Source organism: Pseudomonas sp. DSP3-2-3 (genome assembly GCF_049898225.1).
In the GTDB taxonomy this organism is placed as follows: Bacteria; Pseudomonadota; Gammaproteobacteria; order Pseudomonadales; family Pseudomonadaceae; genus Aquipseudomonas.
On record NZ_JAFCXH010000011.1, the window covers coordinates 98,701 to 116,695 of the forward strand.

Below are 17,995 nucleotides of genomic sequence, written 5' to 3' on the forward strand. Positions count from 1 at the left end.
ATCTGCTGTCGCCAAAATTGAGGATCAGCAGACTACGCGCTTTGCGATCAGGGGAAAACAGCCCTCTGGAGTTTTGTTGAGGAGCTTGAAGCCCGCTGCCGCAAGGTTTGAAAAATAAATTCCAGGGGGGTGATACTTTTCCGCAGGTCGACTGGCAATAGGAGTGATTACCATTTTCTCTTGTCGAAAAGGATCCTTACGCCATGTCTGTTGCACGTCGACCTTGCGGCGAATGCGCGCTCTCACTCGCGATTCGTACCGCCACGCTGAGCTTCGTTTTGGCCGCAGCCAGCGCCACTGTCTGGGCTGCTGCCCCCGAGCAGGAAGCTGACGGGAATAAGAACCCGAACAGTGCGGCGGGTTCGCTGACTGACAACAATGCGCAGGGCTTGACCCTTGACGAGACCAATATCACCGCCACTTCCAACAGCCCGGGCGCACTTGCGCCAGTGCTTGCCGGCGGTCAGGTTGCGCGCGGTGCCCGTTTGGGGATGATGGGCAATAGGGATGTGATGGACACGCCGTTCAGCGTGACCAGTTACACCGCCAAGACGATGGCCGACCTGCAAACTGTGACGGTGGCCGACGCCCTGCAGCGCGATCCTTCTGTGCGCTCGACCGGTCAGACTGGCGGCATTGTCGACTCCTTTTTCATCCGTGGCTTTCCCGTCGGCGAAGGCAACCTTGGCGAGCTGGCCTACGACGGTGTGTACGGCGTGGCGCCCAACTATCGGGTGTTCACCGAATACGCTGAACGTGTCGAAGTGCTCAAGGGACCGGGCGCCCTGATGTACGGCATTTCGCCAAACAGCGGTGTCGGCGGGGTGATCAATATCGTTCCCAAGCGTCCGCTGGACGTCGACCTGACCCGATTTACTGCCAGTTACGCGTCCGATTCCGAGGTGGGCGGTCATCTGGATGTCAGCCGTCGATTTGGTCCGGAAAACCGCTTCGGCGTGCGTTTCAACGCCGGTCTTCAGGGCGGTGACACCGCCGTTGATGACCAGGAACGAGCGCTCAATATCGGGGCTATCGCCCTCGACTACCAAGGTGAACGGTTGCGTTTGAACCTTGATTTCATCAGTCAGAAAGAAAATTTTGACGGCGCCTCACGACCGTTCACCATTGCGCCCGGCGTAGATGTCCCGTCAGCCCCCAACGGCCGCACCAACGTGTCCCAGGATTGGGGTTGGTCGGACACCAAAGAGCAGTCGGCGTTGCTGGGCGGCGAATACGACCTGACAGACGCGGTTACCGTTTTTGCCCACGCCGGTGGCGGTAGATCAGACGTCAAGCGCAAGTCCGATCAGGTGCCGAGAATTCTGAACAGCGCGGGCGATACCAGTAACATTCCGGGGTATTACAAGTTCAACGTTGATCGTTCGACCGCCGATGTGGGGATTCGCGGGGTGTTCGCCACGGGCCCGGTCACCCACACCACCACGCTGATGGCGACCCGTTATCAGGATGAGTTGTCCCGGGGCATCACCAACGGGACGGAGATCCGCTCGAACATGTACCACCCGGTGGACGTGCCCAAGCAATCCATCAGCTCACCCAAGGTGCTGCGTATTTCTGAATCGGAGTTGTCCGGCGTCGCGTTGACCGACACCTTGTCAGTGCTTGATGACCGTGTGCAATTGACGCTGGGCGTGCGCCGACAAGACATCGAATCGCGCAATTACAACGCGGCGGGCTCGGTCAGTTCCCGCTATGACGACAGCGCCACCACCCCACTGGTTGGCGTGGTGGTCAAGCCCTGGGAAGACGTGTCGCTCTACTACAACTACGTCGAGGGCTTGAGTAAAGGTGATGTGGCACCGGGCACGGCGGCCAACGCCGGCGTGACCTTCGCGCCGTATGAATCCAAGCAGCACGAGGTCGGCGTCAAGTATGAGCATGGCACCTTCATGACCACGCTGGCGCTGTTCCAGATCGAGAAGCCCAGTGGTGAAATCGGCGCCGGCAATGTCTTCTCGGTGCAGGCAGAACAACGCAACCGTGGCGTTGAATTGAGCATGTTCGGTGAAATTGCACCGGGCACGCGCTTGATGGGCGGCGTAACCCTGCTCGACGGCAAGTTGACGGATTCGGCCACCGCTGCCAACCGGGGCAACAAGCCCGTGGGCGTGCCAGACGTCCAGGCCAATATCTGGGCGGAATGGGATACGCCATGGCTGGAAGGCTTTACCCTCACGAGCGGTGCGATTTACACCGACAGTCAATACGTCAACCAGGCCAACACCCAGGAGCTGGATGCCTGGACTCGCTTCGACGCGGGGGCCCGTTATGCAACCAAAATAGAAGGCCGTCCCACCACGTTCCGGGCCACGGTGCAGAACGTGTTTGATCGCGAGTATTGGTCGGGCGTCGCCTCGTATGGCGCTTTCTCGCCAGGCTATCCGCGCACGTTGCAACTGTCGGCGACGGTGGATTTCTGACGGACGCAGAAGGGTGGCCAACGCAAGGGCGGCCACCCGACCTGCATATCCAGCTGCATCAAATTCAGATCAGCGTCGCCCGGTCCGGGTACTTACATCCACCCACACAGCCAGCACCAGAATGCTGCCTTTGACAATCATCTGCCAGTAGCTGTCCACGTCGAGCATGGACATGCCGTTGTCCAGGCTGCTGATGACCAGCGCGCCGAGGAGGGCGCCGTAAACGGTACCCGAACCACCGCGCATGGACGTACCGCCGATGAAGCATGCGGCAATGGCGTCAAGTTCGCCCATGTTCCCGGCCGAGGGTGAGCCCGCGGCCAGGCGCGCGGTGTTGACTACCCCGGCGAGGGCGCACATCACGCCCATGATGCCGAAGATCCACAGTTTGACCGCCTGCACGTTGATGCCGGACAGGCGCGTGGCTTCCATGTTGCTGCCTACCGAGTAAACGCGTCGTCCGAACACGGTCTGGCTGGTCACGTAGCTGAACACGCCAAGCAGAATCAGCAGGAGCAGCACCGGAACCGGAATACCGTCGTAGCTGTTGAGGATATGGACGAACCCCGCCAGCACTGCGCCGATCAACACCACGCGCAACACGTCACGCACCAATGAGTGTGCCGCGAGGCCATGGAGAGCACGATTGCGGCGCTGTTTCCAGGTCAGGAAAAGTGTCAGGGCGAACAACAGTACGCCGAGCCCCGCGCCAACCGTGTGCGGCAAATAACCCTGGCCGACGTAGACCAGCTCCGGCGACACCGGCGCAATAGTGGTTCCGCCGGTAACCCCCAGGAGAATTCCGCGAAATGCCAGCATGCCTCCCAGGCCGACAATGAATGACGGGATGCGCAGGTAGGCAGTCATGTAGCCATTACCCAAACCAATCACCAGACCGCACAAGGCAACCAGGCTCAGGTTGGCCAGCAGCGGGATGTGATAGACCACGTCGAGAATCGCCGCCAGGCCACCCAGCAGGCCCAGTAATGAGCCCACCGACAGATCGATTTCACCGCTAATGATCACCAGCACCATGCCGCAGGCGAGAATCCCGGTGATGGACATTTGCCGCAGCAGGTTAGAGAGGTTGCGCGGGGTCAGAAAGCCGCCGTCGGTCTGCCAGCTGAAGAACAGCCAGATAACCGCCACGGCAATCACCAGCGCGAGCATTTTGTAGCGGCTGAACAGTTGTTTGACCTGATTCATCTACGCGGACTTCCGATCATTGTTGTTATGGTCATCGGCATGGCTAAGCGCGGCGGCGAGTACCTGTTCCTGGGTGAGCTCATGGTTGATGAAGTCACCGCGCAGCTGACCTTCACCGATCACCAGCACGCGATCGGAAACCCCCAATACCTCGGCGAGTTCCGAGGACACCATGATGATCGACACCCCTTCGGCTGCCAGCGCGCCCATCAGCTTGTAGATCTCGTATTTGGCACCGACATCCACACCTCGGGTGGGCTCATCGAGAATCAGCACCCGGGGTTTGGTCAGGAGCATTTTCGCCAGCACGGCTTTCTGCTGGTTGCCGCCGGAGAGGCTGGTAATCGGCAGGAATGGACTCGCGGTCTTGAGGTGCAGGCGCGAGATTTCCTGGTCAATGCTGCCCAGTTCGGCTTCGGCGTTGATGCGGGTCATTTTCGAGTAGTTGTCCAGGACGGCCAGGGTGATGTTCTGGCCGACCCCCAGGTCCGGAATGATGCCTTGGCGCTTGCGGTCTTCAGGGACCATGCCCAGACCGGCGCGGATTGACTTGAGTGGCGTGCGCGTGTCGATCCGCTGGCCCTCCAGCCAGACTTCACCTTCGTAGCGGCCGGGGTAGGCGCCGAACAGCGCCGACACCAGTTCCGTGCGCCCGGCGCCGACCAGCCCAGCGATACCAAGGATTTCCCCGCGCTTGAGCACGAACGAAATGTCGTCAACCCTTTTGCGTTTGGGGTTGTCGACGTCGTAACAAGTGACGTGGCGCGCTTCGAAAATCACTTCGCCGATGTCATGGGGTTCAGTGGGGTAGAGGTTGCTCATTTCCCGTCCGACCATCTGAGTGATGATCTTCGGGATATCCATGTCCGCCATGGCGGTAGTCGCGATGTGTCTGCCATCGCGGATGACTGAAATGGTGTCGCACACGGCGGCCACTTCATCGAGTTTGTGGGAGATATAGACGCACGCGACGCCCTTGGCCTTGAGGTCGCGAATGATGTCCAGCAGCACCTCGATTTCCGAACGGGTCAGGGCCGATGAGGGCTCATCGAGGATCAGCAGGCGCGCTTGCTTGTTCAGCGCCTTGGCGATTTCCACCAGTTGCTGATAGCCACCACCGTACTGTGAAACCGGCAGCGACACATTCATGTCCGGCACTTTGAGTTCACGCATCAGGGCTTCGGCACGGTGGATCATCGCCGGGTAGTTCATGCGCCCGCCAGGCAGCGTCAGTTCGTGACCCATGAAGATATTTTCAGCCACTGACAGATCGGGCACCAAAGTCAGTTCCTGATGAATGATGACGATCCCGGCAGCTTCGGTTTCGCTGATGGATTGCGCCTTGAGCGGCTGACCGTCCCAGAAAATTTCTCCCTCCCAGGTGCCGTAGGGGTAGACCGCCGACAGGACTTTCATCAACGTGGATTTGCCAGCACCGTTTTCGCCGCACAGGCCGACGCATTCACCCGCCTTGACCTTGATGTCGATGCCATTGAGGGCTTTGACACCGCCGAAGGTTTTGACGATACCGTTCATTTGCAGCAGGTAGTCGGACATCGCAAGGATTCCTGAAAAGGGCTCACACCTGTGTGGGAGCGACCTTGCTCGCGATAGCGCTGGTTCAGCTTCCATCAATAGTGGATGGGCTGCCGTCATCGCGAGCAAGCTCGCTCCCACAGTTTTTTGCCTGACTGACTGCATTAACCCCAGAGTCGCAGGTCACTGCCCGGCAAGCTGCGCCTTGGTATAGAACCCGTCCTTTTCCAGCAGGTCGATGTTGTCCCTGGTCAACGGAGTCGGGGTGAGCAGGATGGTGTCGACTTGTTTCTTGCCATTGTCATATTGCGAGCTGTAAGTGGGCTTCTCGTTACGCGCCAGCTGTACCGAGAGCTTGGCGGCTTCTGACGCGATCAGTTTCAGCGGCTTGTAGACGGTCATTGTCTGGGTGCCATCGATCACCCGCTTGACCGCCGCCAGGTCCGCGTCCTGGCCTGAGATCGGCACCTTGCCGGCCATTTTCTGCGCGGCCAGTGCCTGAATGGCTCCGCCCGCAGTGGCGTCGTTGGAGGCAACGATGGCGTCGATCTTATTGCTGTTCCGGGTCAAGGCATTTTCAACAATGCTCAGCGCTTCAGTGGCGTTCCATTCCTTTACCCACTGTTGGCCGACAATCTTGATGTCACCCTTGTCGATGGCTGGTTGCAGCACTTTCATTTGCCCTTCGCGCAGGACCTTGGCGTTGTTGTCCGTGGGGGCACCGCCGAGCAGGAAGTAGTTGCCTGTGGGCGCCGCTTTGAGCACACCGGAGGCCTGCATCTCGCCGACTTTTTCATTGTCGAAGGAAATGTAGGCGTCTATATCGGCATTCAGGATCAGTCGGTCATAGGACACCACCTTGATCCCGGCTTTCTTGGCTTCGGCGACGGCGTTGGTCAGCACGGTGGCGTTGAAGGGCACGATGACGATCACATCGACGCCACGGGAGATGAGGTTTTCGATCTGGGAAATCTGCTTTTGCTCGTTGGCATCGGCCGACTGCACGAAGACTTTGGCGTCCATTTTTTCCGCCGCTGCGACGAAGTAGTCACGGTCGCGGGACCAACGTTCCAGGCGCAGGTCATCGATGGAAAAACCGATTTTCGGGTGGGCAGAATCGGCCATGACCGGAAGCGATAGCAGCGCCAGCGCGCAGCGTGAGTTTTACTTTTTTCATTGTGGTGCGTCCTTTTATTGTTGTTTGAAAGACACTTCCTGACGATGAACATGGTGCCGGTAGAACTGTAGAGAGTCGCAGGCCACCGCGAGCACAGATTTGTCGCGAGAATGTAACCGCGTCGCTGCGCCAGCGAACTCACGGCCGAGCGGCTATCAGGCTTGCCTCCGGTCAGGGGTAGATAAACCGATTGAGCACACCTTCGAGCATCTCCTGCCGACCGCTGACGGCCTGGGGATTCAGCTCGTTGGCGAAGGCATGTTCGGCCAGTGATCCGAGACTGAACTCACCCGCCAGCACCGCTTGACCGAATGGCTGCTGCCAGCCGGCGTAGCGTTGATCCTTGAATTGCTGGAGTTGATCGTTCTCTACCATGGATGCTGCGCGCTCCAGCGCCAGGGCGAGGACGTCCATTGCGGCGACGTGGCCGTGGAACAGGTCGACCTCATCTACGCTCTGGCGACGGACCTTGGAATCGAAGTTGAACCCGCCATTGTTGAAACCACCGGCTTTGAGGATTTCATAGGTGGCAAGGGTCATCTCCTCGACGCTGTTGGGGAACTGATCGGTATCCCAGCCGTTCTGCGGATCGCCACGGTTGGCGTCGATGCTGCCGAAGATCCCCAACGAGACGGCCGTCGCGATCTCGTGATGAAAACTGTGCCCGGCCAGGGTCGCGTGGTTGGCCTCGATGTTGACCTTGATCTCGTTTTCCAGACCGAACTGCTGCAGGAAGCCGAAGACCGTGGCGCTATCGTAATCATATTGGTGCTTGGTCGGTTCCTGCGGCTTGGGTTCGATCAGCAGGTCGCCTTTGAAACCGATCTTGTGTTTGTGCTCGACCACCATGCGCATGAAGCGGCCCAACTGTTCGCGCTCGCGTTTCAGATCGGTATTGAGCAAGGTTTCATAACCTTCACGACCGCCCCACAGCACGTAGTTGGCCCCTTTGAGACGCTGGGTAGCGTTCATGGCGCTGAACACCTGGGCGGCGGCGCAGGCGAACACTTGCGGGTCCGGGTTGCTGGCGGCGCCCGCGGCAAAGCGCGGGTTGCTGAAGCAGTTCGCAGTTCCCCACAGCAGCTTGATCCCGGTTCGCTCCTGATGGCGCTCCAGATGGTCGATCATCTGGGCGAAGTGGTTGCGATACTCTTTCAGCGAGCTGCCTTCGGGGGCGACATCTGTGTCGTGGAAGCTGTAGTAGTCGATGCCCAGTTTGGAGAAGAACTCGAAGGCCGCTTCTGCCTTGCCGATGGCCAGTTCCATCGGCTCTCCGGCGTGGTGCCACGGGCGTTTGAAGGCCCCGACACCGAACATGTCAGCACCCGGCCAGACGAAGGTATGCCAGTAGCAGGCGGCCATGCGCAGGTGTTCGCGCATGGGTTTGCCGAGCACGAGCTTATTGGCGTCGTAATGGCGGAAGGCAAGGGGCGAATCGCTGGCGGGACCTTCGTAGCGAATCTTGTCGACAGCGGGGAAGTACAGCATGGGCAATTTCCTTGTTGTTCTTGGCGGTGTCCCGATACTAACGCCGGCCCTGTGGGTGCAGATTATGAAAATCACCAATGCGCAGTTCGATTTTGCGTATTGAGATTCGTCGTTTGCGCGCCTAGTCTGTGTTGATCGGCCCAGGTAAAAACAATGAAAACCCTACCGCCCGTTCACCGCATTGCGCTGTTGTTCAACGGCAGCAAGATCTACGACCGCGGCATCATCAGCGGCATCGGCAACTACCTGAGCAGCACCCGCGCGTCATGGGACTTGTTCCTTGAGGAGGATTTTCTCTGTCGGTTGAAAGGGATCGAGCGCTGGCAGGGCGACGGGATCATTGCCGACTTCGACGACCCGCTGATCGGCGAGGCGCTGGGCGGGATCAAGTTGCCAGTCGTGGCGGTCGGCGGGTCCTATCAGGATGAGCGCGCCTATCCGAAAGGCATTCCCTACGTCGCCACCGATAATTACGCGCTGATGAAGTTGGCGTACGAGCACCTGATCCAGGCCGGCTTGACGCGTTTCGCCTGCTTCAGCCTGCCTGAAGCACAAGCCAATCGCTGGGCGCAGGAACGGGAAAAAGCCTTTCGCCGGCTGCTGCAGCGCGATGGCTTGCATGTCGAGGTCTATCGCGGCATGGGCACCAGCGCACCGCTTTGGGACAGCGCTGTTGAACAGCAGATTGCCTGGCTGCAAAGCCTGCCCAAACCCATCGGCATCATCGCCGTCAGCGATGCCCGCGCCCGGCAGTTGCTGCAAGCCTGCCTGACTGCCGGGATCGCTGTGCCGGAGCAGGTCGCGTTGATCGGCATCGACAACGACCCGCTGACCCGCAGCCTGACGAGGGTGCCGCTGAGCTCAGTGATTCAAGGCACCGAAACCATGGGCCGGACCGCCGCGCGCCTGTTGCATCAGATGCTGCACGGCATGCCATCCACGGGCACGCAGGTTCTGATACCGCCTGATGCGATCAACGTGCAGACCTCAAGTCTGCATCAACCGTTGGGAAATCCCTATGTCATGCAGGCGCTGCTTTTCATCCGTCAATACGCCTGTCAGGGCATCAAGACTGCGCAGGTGGCGGGTTATGTGGGTGTGTCGCGCTCATCGCTGGAGTCGCACTTTCGCAAGGTGCGGGGCTGTAGCGTGCACGACGAAATCCTGCGTTTCAAACTGGCAGCGGCCGCCAGCGGACTGGAAAACACTGATTCGGCGATTGCTGATATCGCGCAAAATTGCGGCTTCAAATCGGCGCAATACCTGCACACGGTATTCCGCCGTGAATTCGGCTGTACGCCACGCGAGTATCAGCAGGTGAACCATCAACACTCATTGGGGGGAGGGCGGTAGCGCTCTGACGCTGCCGTCCACATCGCGGGCCTCGATATAGCCGATGCTATCGGGGTTTGCGGCGATACGTTTCTTGATTTCTGCGCTGCTTGAAAGCGCCAGCGGAGGTTGCCCTCTGCCGGTAAAGATAATCTTCGACCAATGCGCCTTGAGCTGGGGCGCGGACTTGCCCGTGAACTTCGAGTAGAACTCATCGCGGGTCGGCGAATCTTCAATCTGATCGATGGGGATGGCCTGCCCACCATCGGGAAAACGACTGGTTTTGCCGAGGAAGATATCCGCAACCTGATTACGTGCCAGTGCTTTCACCGGACTGGAAGTCGCAACTACCACCACCACATCGGCCCTGACGATAACGCTGGCCACGCACATGACGAACCCCGCTACAGCGAATCCGATGAGTTTCACAAACCGCATGGCCCGCTCCATCAAAATACGAAATCGACAGCCAGACTGATCACGCTGAACGAGCCCCCCGACTCAAAGTCCGGTTGGGTGTTGATCAACGGACCGGTAGCTTTGCCTTTTAACCGCGTGTAGTCGTATTGCAATTTGGCGTCCATATTTTTCGTGAAATCCCAGCGCATCCCAAGTGAAAGAGTTTGCTGACCTTCGTTCGTACCCAGGATGCCATTGAGGGCGCTGTTGAGACCGACGGCGGTCCCGGCGAGAGCCGGTGGCAGGCCAGACGCCGTCAAACCCGACGTAGAGGTCGCGGATTCCGACTTTTCTCGCGCGTAAGTGACATAGGGTGTGAACGCGTCAACCCGGTACCCGCCGCTGACGTACCAGGCGCTTCTCGCGCCGATTGCCGAATGGCTATCGAAATGTCCCCATTCGCTCATCACGAACCACTTGCCCGGATCATAGCTGGCACCCATCCCGAAAAATTCGAATACCGAGTTATTGGGATCGTAGCGGGCCGCGATGGCGTTGCCTTCTGCATCGAAGTCCCTGAACGCATCGAAGAATGAGTTGAATGACTCGACGGTCAGATCGGCTTTCAGGTAGGTGATGCGTGTGGTGAGGGCTTCGTATTCGGTCGTATTGGTAATTTCCCACAAATCTCGCGCCAACGCCTTGCCAGCGTTGTCCGCCTCTCGGGAATCGCTCTGGCCGTAATTACCCCGCACGGTATTGGTGAACTCACCGACGTGAAATCGATAGCTCAGGTCCAGACCGTCGCTGTTGGTGACTGGCATCAGCGAATAAACCTCCATCGGCGGACGTACCCAGGGCATGGTGTATCCGACTTTTCGGGTGTCGGAGAGCAAAAATGTCGGCAATACGGTGCGACCGATGCGTGCGCTGAAATCCGGCGTGAACTGATACTTTATGTTGGCCCATTCGACGAAGGGCCGGTAGCTATTGTCGTAACGCTGCTCCGAGATCATCTGCACCACGGCCGAGAGCTGCGGTGTGAAATTGGCGATCATCTGAGCACCAATCAGGCTGTCAACGTCAGCACTCCAGCTGCGCGAGTGACCGGCACCGTTGGGCTTGAAGACACTGGAGGTGAAGTCGGCTTTTTTCTCGCTGGAATGGACTATCCCCACGGTGCCGAAACTGCTCAGTGAAAACATTGAGGTTTCTTGATCGTCGGCACTGACGGCGCAGGCGTACAGCATCGCCACCAAGGCCACTGAATTGAGTCTGAAGTCCATATGATCACTGCTACCTCATCAGAAAAAAGCAACGTGTGGTTTAGGCACGATTCCATAGCCGCACGCGTCGGCGCTAACTAATGAGGTGACATGGGGGCTGCTGCCATTCGTTTATTCCTTTTAACGTTGGCTCATAAACTGCGCGCTATTGTTCAGAGGCTTTAATTGCCAGTTTGAGCGTAAAGGTCGCACCTTTTCCCGGCCCGTCGCTATGTGCTTCCAGCGAACCTCCCATTTCCATGGCTGCCAGGACGCAGCTGTGCAAACCAAAACCATGACCGTCCTGGCGCGTGGTGAATCCATGGGCAAAAATCCGGGTCAGGTTTTCTGGCGCAATTCCTTCGCCATTGTCGATGACTCTGATAATCAAGGTATGCCCTTGCTGCAGCTCGCTATGAAGGGTGATCTGAGGGCATAGTTCCGGCCGGTCATCCATCGCGCTGCTGGCATTTTTGATCAGGTTGACCAGGATCAGCAGCACGCGATGCTTGTCCAGCTGTAGTGAGGGTGTTTCTGCAAAATCTCGTACCACGATTATCTGGCGCGCTGCAAGTATTCCGGCGTTCATCCGCAGAGCATCTTCTATCAGCTCCTTGATTTGTACGGCCTCGGCAATACTGGATGCGCCAGCATAAGATTGCTGAGCGGCAACGATCTCTTTGATGTGATCAACGCTTTTGGTCAATTGTTCGAGTTCGTCGGTCATGCTTTGGTGTTCGATCGCCAGCGCATCCACCAGTTGGTTCAGGTAGCCGGGCAGAAGCTTGCCTTTCACGTCGTTGGAGATGAAATCACCCAGGTCTTCGGCGTGCTGGTTCATCAACTGCACCGCCTTGCCGAGCCCCAGGGCCTTGCTGGTGCGCAGCTTGCGGGTGACCAGTTCAGCGGAGATATTCACGCTGTTGAGAACGTTGCCCACGTTATGCAGGACGTTGGTGGCGATTTCGGCCATGCCAGCCTGGCGGGCGGCAGCGGCTAGCTGAGCCTGGGTTTCGGCGGCGCGCAAACGGCTTTGCCCCAGTTGCCAGCTCATTCGGGCGAGCAGCCCCATCAATAACACCAGCACCAGACTGCCGCCCGCAGCACGCCAGATATAGGTTTGCGCCTGCTGGGTCACCACGGTCAGTTGTTCCTCCTCGGACAAACCGACAATCACCGCCAGCGGAAAGTCGTACAGCTGGCGGGCGCTGGTGTAGCGCCGCACTCCGTCCCACCCGTTGTCCGAAAGTACAGCGTTGGTATTTTCAGTGTCCGGCATCACCACCGCCGCGTAATCGACTGCATTACCGGCCGCTATCTCTTCCCCGGCGCGCCTCACCCGGAAGACACCGTCGATGCCCAGCAAGCCGAGCAGGCCGTGATCGCCCAGTTTCGAGTCGTCGTAACTGCTGACGAAATAGGCTGCATCGACCTCGACCATCGCAATCCCGGAGAACACGCCGCCCGCTGCGTCGAGCCGACGGCTGAAGCGCAATCGCCATTCTCCGGTGACGGGGCTTTTCCAGGGGCGACTGATTGACAGTGAATCGCTGTGCCGCAATGTCTGCTGTTCATCCAGGTCAGCGATATATTCCCACTCGTGTGTCCGCGTGCTTGCGACGAGCCCTCCGTCCGGGTTGACCACACTGACGTCAAACACCAGGGGCGGGGGCAACAGCGCGCGCTCTTTGAGTCGGGGAAGCGGATTGGGCTCACCCTCAGCCTCAACCGTGTATTTGACCAGCTTGAGGGTTTGGTCAATTTCGTGAATGGCGCGCAGCATTTGCGCTTCGTAGGTGGCGCCGATTTCCAGGCTCGCCGCAGCGATGCTCTGGTGCGCGCGAACCTGTTCGACCTTGATCAGGTACAAGGTGGCCGTCCAGATGGCCAGCAACAGGAGCGCAGCCAGCAGCGGGAATAGAATGTAGGCTTCTTTGATCTGTTCGAAGCTGCGCCGAAACAGGCCGTTCGGAATACCGGAAACGGGATTTGCGCAATTGGTTATGCCGGGGGCCGATCTCAGTGTATCGGGCCGCTGGTTCGGCATGGCGTGCTCCCTGCATTGTTCCACTACTGAAGGCTTGCGGGTATCGACGCGGTTACGGTTTGAGACGCTTGGTGGTCCTGATCACTCGTAGGAAATAATTTCAGGCCTGACACAGACTATACACGTTAAACCGCGCCTGACAGCACGCGCTGATATGGGGTCCTGGCGGCCGGATAATCAGGCGCGATGGAGCAACCGGTCGAAGCTTGATTGCCCCTGATGGAGGTTATCGACTACGCATGTTTGTCGAGTGATCGGCCGGCATTGATAAAGTCTATAAATGCCCGCAAGGGTGAGGGCAGATAGCGGCGTCCAGGGTAGTAGAGAAACGGCCCGGAAAAGTTTTGCCACCAGGGTTCCAGTACCGGTTCCAGCGCTCCGCTGTGCAGATGAGGCTCGAGCCAGCCCTCGAACAGGTAGATAATACCCAGCCCGTCAATCGCCGCCTGAACGGTCAGGTCCACGGCGCCTCCCACTCTGACAATCAACGGCCCGGTCGGGTCTACGCTGATGATTTCGCCCTGACGTTCGTACTCCCAGAGCGGCATCGCGCCACTGGGGAATTTGCCCCGCAGGCAGGCGTGATTCAGCAGATCCCGTGGGTGCTGCGGTCGACCTCTGGCGTTGAGGTACGCTGGGGATGCAGCCGTTGCGAAACGTTGCAAGCGTGGACCGATGGGTACCGCAATCATGTCCTGCTCAAGGCGTTCGTCGTAGCGAATGCCCGCATCACAACCGGCCGCAAGCATGTCGACGAAGCTTTCTTCAATCGTCACTTCAAGACGGATGTCGGGGTAGGTCTGCAGGAAGGGGGTAACGATCGCCGGCAGCACCAGTCTGGCGACGCTGGCAGGTACGTTCAGCTTCAGTGTGCCCGATGGCCGATCGCGAAATTCATTGACTACATCCAGCGCCGACTCGACCTCACCCAATGCGGGCACGATGCGCTCCATCAGTCTGGCGCCAGCCTCGGTCGGTGCCACGCTGCGGGTGGTCCGATTAAGCAAGCGTACGCCTAGCCTCGCTTCCAGGCGGCGTACGGCATCACTCAAACTTGAGGCTGATTTGCTGCTCGACCTGGCTCCTTCGCGAAATCCCCTGGCATTCACCACGGCGACAAAGGCCAGCAAGTCCTGGATATTGGTTTCCATTGTTCTCTCAGCCGTACAACCCGTGCCGATTGCACATCATTACCAATGCAGTGGTCAATGCCTATAGTGCGTCACACAAACTTTGATTGAGGTGGACGAGATGAGCAATGTTGCTAAAGCAGGTTCTTTCCAGTTGGGCGACCGGTCGGTCAATCGCATGGGCTACGGTGCGATGCAATTGGCCGGACCTCATGTTTTTGGTCCTCCCAAAGACCCGAAAGCGGCCATTGCGGTACTGCGTGAAGCGCTGGCGGCAGGCGTCAACCACATTGATACCGCCGATTTTTACGGCCCGCACATCACCAATCAGCTGATCCGCGAAGCGTTGCACCCTTACCCTGAAAATCTGGTGATCGTGACCAAAGTCGGCGCGCTACGCGGCACCGATGGCTCGTGGAATCCGGCACAGAGTCCCGCTGAATTGACCCAGGCCGTGCATGACAACCTGCGAAACCTTGGTGTCGACGTACTGGATGTCGTGAATCTTCGCGCCATGGGTACCGTGCAGACGCCTGCCGAAGGGTCTATCGAGGAGTCGTTTACCGCGCTTGCCGAATTGCAGCGCCAGGGGCTTATTCGCCACCTGGGCGTCAGCAATGTCACGGCAAGGCAGATCAGGCAGGCGCGGGGTATCGCCGACATCGTCTGCGTGCAGAATCACTACAATCTGTCTCACCGGGAAGACGAAGCGCTCATCTCTGAGCTAGTCCAGCAGGGCATTGCTTATGTGCCGTTCTTTCCACTGGGTGGATTCACACCGCTGCAGTCGCACGTGCTCACCAACGTGGCAGCCCGTATGCAGGCGTCTCCGCTGTGCGTAGCGCTGGCGTGGCTGCTGCAACGTGCACCCAATATTCTGCTGATTCCCGGGACGTCCTCGGTGGCACACCTTCGAGAGAACATCTCCGCCAGCGAGTTGGTCATCGCGCCTGACCTGCTGGCTGAACTGGACGCGCTGGGATAAGGGGGCGGCAAAGCCAGGGCGCATCGAAGTCTCGACGGTCAGAGCCCCAGAAGAATCGCGCCAATGGCAACGACCACGCACGCGCCCCAACGCCTGGCGCTGACGGCTTCACTCAGAAACACCCGACCAATCAGCGCCGCGAAGACCACGCTGGTCTCGCGTAACGCTGACACTGCCCCCATCGCGCCTGACTGCAACGCCCAGATTACGATGCCATAAGCGGCGAGTGACACCAGCCCACCCATAACCGAAGAGCCCACGGCCATTGGAGCGGTGCGCATTGGATTCATTAGCGCGGCGATTCCTCGCATTGCGACGAACAGGACGGGCATCAACCAATAGAACAGGAACATCCACACGGTGTAGGCCAGCGCCTGGCCTTCAGATAACCGCACGCCAATGCCGTCGATCACGGTATACAGCGCGATCATCACGCCGGTGGTCAGCGCCGCCAGTAAGTTGGAGCGTGATACGTGACGTCCCTGAAGCGCGAGCATAAGGATGCCGCCGGAAATCAGCGCAATGCCGAAAACATGCAATGGGCTGATCGCTTCCTGGGCGAAAAGCGCTGCGCCCAGTGTGACGAGTAAGGGCGACGAGCCTCGCGCGATGGGATACGCCACGGCCAGATCATTGCTCTGATACGACCGCACAAGGCTCATGTTGTAGATGATATGCACCAACCCCGAGGCGACGATATAAGGCCATGCCGCCTCAACCGGCAAGGGCAGGAACAGGGCGGCCAGCGTTGAAACCAACGCAATGGCGATGCTCATCCAGGTCATGGAGAGAAAGCGGTCGCGGTTGCCATGCAACATCGCGTTCCAGCCCGCGTGGAGAATTGCCGCAAGCAGGACGAGGCCGCCGGTATAACTGAGCATGGTGTTTTTCCATAGCGTAGAAGGGAGGAGATTGCTGTGATCAGCAAAATATCTATCTTGGAGCGGACTGACAAACCAGATAAATTGCCCGTTCACGTTAGGGAATCTATCTCGAATGAATCGGAAATTGCCTCCTCTCAACGCCTTGCGGGTTTTCGAGGCCGCTGGCCGACTGGGCAGCTTCAAGCATGCAGCGGCGGAATTGCACGTGACCCATGGCGCGGTCAGCCAAAGCGTGCGCTTGCTTGAGGAATGGCTCGGTGCGGCGTTGTTCGAGCGACACAACCGGCGCGTAGTACTGACGCCGGCAGCGAAGGCTTACCTCGTGGAAATCGGACCGCTATTTGAGCAACTTTCCCAGGCAACGCTGCGATTTGGCTTTGCCGAGACAACCTCCCGGACGTTGTCGGTGAACGCGTCCGCGACGTTCACCTTGCGTTGGCTGGTGCCCAGGCTGGAGAGGTTTCGCGCCGAGTATCCTGGTGTGGTCGTCAATGTCGAGACGTCGAACAAACCGGTGGAAAGTCTGAAAGACCCTTATGACGTGGTGATTCGCGGCGGCCCGGATACGCTTTACGGTTACTCGACGCGACCTTTTCTGTTTGAAGAACGGCTGCCGGTGTGCAGTCCGATATTGTTGCAGCGACAGCCGCTGCACGAGCCTGACGATCTACGCCAGCACACCTTGCTGCACACATCGAGCCTGCCAAGGCTTTGGCCGGACTGGTTGACCAGCGCAAAAATCCCTGCGCTCAGACCGAGTGCCAGCGTGGTGTTCGATCATTTCTATCTGACCTTGCAGGCCGCTATCGACGGGCTGGGTGTCGCGATGGGGCCGACGGCGCTGATAGCCGATGATCTCGCCGCTGGCCGGTTGGTCATGCCGTTCGCAACCCCCCGTCTGCCGTCGCGCAGTTATTGCGCGTACGTCCCGGCCAGCAAGTCGGCAGATGACGCGGTCGTGCTGTTTTGCGCCTGGCTTGAGCGCGAGGGTTTGCGCGCTAGTTGGCGCCCTTGAAGGCATCCCGGTAAAACGCTTTCAACGTCTCGACAAACTCCTCGGCCAGCCTGGTTCTCGCCTGTGCAATGGGCCAGATAACGTAAGTGGGGAACAGGATGTCTGGTCTGAACGGTCGGACCACCACTTCGCGGTGCAGGTAATCCCTTGCCACCAACGGATGGGCGAGGGTGATTCCCATGCCCAGCGCCACCATTTCGCAGTTGATCGCGCTGTATTGCGCTTCCACCGCCATGATCCGCTCGACGCCTGCCTGTTCGAATAAACCGTCCACCAACGACCGCGTGCCATCACCATGGCACAGCGAGACAAATGCTTCGCCTTCGAGATCGGTGAAGGTGATTTCAGCACGCTGCGCCAGGCGATGAGCACTGGGCAATACGCAGACTGCGGGAATTTCAGTCAGTAGCTCGATCTGGTGACTGCTGACATCGCCGGGATGGACGACGATGCCAATGTCGCAATACTGCGATTTCACCCATTGTTCCACGGTCGGCGACGAGTTGACGTGCAGGGATACGGTGAGCTCGGGTCGTGAGTCAGTGAAAGTCTTGAGCACTCTGGGAATCACGCTCAAGCCGTTCGACGGCACGGCGGCGACCCGCAAACGGCCGGTGCCGAGGTTGCGAATGTTCTTCGCTGAAAGCTTGAGGCTGTCCAGGCCGACGAACGCGCGCTCCACTTCCTGAAAGAACGCCTGGCCTTCCTGAGTCGGAATCAGGCGTACGCCAGCACGCTTGAACAGCGTCAGCCCGGTGCTCAACTCCAGCTGGGAAATCAACCGGCTGACATTGGGCTGCGAGGTGTACAAAACCTCTGCCGCCGCGGTCATCGAGCCCAGTCGCATCACGCTGCGGAACGCTTCTATCTGCCTGAGGTTCATGGCGACCGTCCATATCAAATATGAATAACTAACCCTTATATCCGTATTTGACCATATGAATGGGCTGTCGCAATACTCGAAACCAGCAACCCCATAGCGCACATGAAGATGCGCCACCCGGGATGGATCTCCGGGAGCATGCGACCTGCATGCATGACTTCGGTCTCGTCCGAAGCAACTGACGCATTGTTCGATCTGCCCCACGCA

The 17,995-nt window shown here is 58.8% G+C and carries 14 protein-coding genes; 4 read left to right on the plus strand and 10 right to left on the minus strand.

Features of this window, described 5'->3' with window-relative positions; all coding sequences use genetic code 11:
• Positions 1–203 precede the first annotated feature (203 nt).
• Positions 204–2,441 carry a TonB-dependent receptor gene (locus ACP7E4_RS14775; protein WP_426115503.1) on the plus strand — a complete coding sequence of 746 codons (2,238 nt, stop codon included), beginning with the start codon at positions 204–206 and terminating at the stop codon, positions 2,439–2,441.
• Between the two features lie 69 nt (positions 2,442–2,510).
• Here ACP7E4_RS14775 and ACP7E4_RS14780 read toward each other — a convergent pair whose 3' ends face one another.
• The 4 genes from ACP7E4_RS14780 to xylA form a co-directional block, all read right to left on the minus strand.
• Positions 2,511–3,647, minus strand: coding sequence for a sugar ABC transporter permease (locus ACP7E4_RS14780; protein ID WP_426115505.1), 1,137 nt, complete (start codon positions 3,645–3,647; stop codon positions 2,511–2,513).
• The gene (gene xylG, locus ACP7E4_RS14785; RefSeq protein WP_426115507.1) at positions 3,648–5,204 is read right to left on the minus strand and encodes a D-xylose ABC transporter ATP-binding protein; all 1,557 of its coding nucleotides are present in this window, start codon (positions 5,202–5,204) and stop codon (positions 3,648–3,650) included. It lies immediately after the preceding gene.
• A gap of 162 nt (positions 5,205–5,366) precedes the next feature.
• On the minus strand, positions 5,367–6,308 hold the full coding sequence (xylF, locus tag ACP7E4_RS14790; RefSeq protein WP_426115509.1) for a D-xylose ABC transporter substrate-binding protein: 942 nt from the start codon (positions 6,306–6,308) through the stop codon (positions 5,367–5,369).
• A gap of 223 nt (positions 6,309–6,531) precedes the next feature.
• Positions 6,532–7,848, minus strand: coding sequence for a xylose isomerase (gene xylA, locus ACP7E4_RS14795; protein ID WP_426115511.1), 1,317 nt, complete (start codon positions 7,846–7,848; stop codon positions 6,532–6,534).
• Positions 7,849–8,001: 153 nt separating this feature from the next.
• Between xylA and ACP7E4_RS14800 the strand changes: the two genes are divergently transcribed.
• A complete protein-coding gene (locus ACP7E4_RS14800) occupies positions 8,002–9,201 on the plus strand; it encodes a XylR family transcriptional regulator (RefSeq protein WP_426115513.1) in 1,200 nt (399 codons plus the stop codon).
• Here the strand turns inward: ACP7E4_RS14800 and ACP7E4_RS14805 are convergent.
• The 4 genes from ACP7E4_RS14805 to ACP7E4_RS14820 all read right to left on the minus strand — a co-directional run bounded on the left by ACP7E4_RS14805 (position 9,181) and on the right by ACP7E4_RS14820 (position 14,042).
• On the minus strand, positions 9,181–9,618 hold the full coding sequence (locus ACP7E4_RS14805; RefSeq protein WP_426115515.1) for a phosphate ABC transporter substrate-binding protein: 438 nt from the start codon (positions 9,616–9,618) through the stop codon (positions 9,181–9,183). The two genes, ACP7E4_RS14800 and ACP7E4_RS14805, sit on opposite strands and share 21 nt — an antisense overlap.
• Before the next feature lie 11 nt (positions 9,619–9,629).
• Positions 9,630–10,865: a hypothetical protein gene (locus ACP7E4_RS14810; protein ID WP_426115517.1), complete on the minus strand. Its 1,236-nt coding sequence runs from the start codon at positions 10,863–10,865 to the stop codon at positions 9,630–9,632.
• Positions 10,866–11,010: 145 nt separating this feature from the next.
• A complete protein-coding gene (locus ACP7E4_RS14815) occupies positions 11,011–12,891 on the minus strand; it encodes an ATP-binding protein (protein WP_426115519.1) in 1,881 nt (626 codons plus the stop codon).
• Positions 12,892–13,124: 233 nt separating this feature from the next.
• Complete coding sequence (locus ACP7E4_RS14820; RefSeq protein ID WP_426115521.1) at positions 13,125–14,042, minus strand: LysR substrate-binding domain-containing protein; 918 nt, start codon at positions 14,040–14,042, stop codon at positions 13,125–13,127.
• 100 nt (positions 14,043–14,142) lie between these two features.
• Between ACP7E4_RS14820 and ACP7E4_RS14825 the strand changes: the two genes are divergently transcribed.
• Positions 14,143–15,006: an aldo/keto reductase family oxidoreductase gene (locus tag ACP7E4_RS14825; RefSeq protein ID WP_426115523.1), complete on the plus strand. Its 864-nt coding sequence runs from the start codon at positions 14,143–14,145 to the stop codon at positions 15,004–15,006.
• Positions 15,007–15,044: 38 nt separating this feature from the next.
• Here ACP7E4_RS14825 and ACP7E4_RS14830 read toward each other — a convergent pair whose 3' ends face one another.
• Positions 15,045–15,887, minus strand: a complete 843-nt coding sequence (locus tag ACP7E4_RS14830) for an EamA family transporter (protein WP_426115525.1) — start codon at positions 15,885–15,887, stop codon at positions 15,045–15,047.
• A gap of 115 nt (positions 15,888–16,002) precedes the next feature.
• Here ACP7E4_RS14830 and gcvA point away from each other — a divergent pair, with 115 nt between their 5' ends.
• On the plus strand, positions 16,003–16,905 hold the full coding sequence (gene gcvA, locus ACP7E4_RS14835; protein WP_426115527.1) for a transcriptional regulator GcvA: 903 nt from the start codon (positions 16,003–16,005) through the stop codon (positions 16,903–16,905).
• Here the strand turns inward: gcvA and ACP7E4_RS14840 are convergent.
• On the minus strand, positions 16,889–17,788 hold the full coding sequence (locus ACP7E4_RS14840; RefSeq protein WP_426115529.1) for a LysR substrate-binding domain-containing protein: 900 nt from the start codon (positions 17,786–17,788) through the stop codon (positions 16,889–16,891). The two genes, gcvA and ACP7E4_RS14840, sit on opposite strands and share 17 nt — an antisense overlap.
• Positions 17,789–17,995 lie beyond the last annotated feature (207 nt).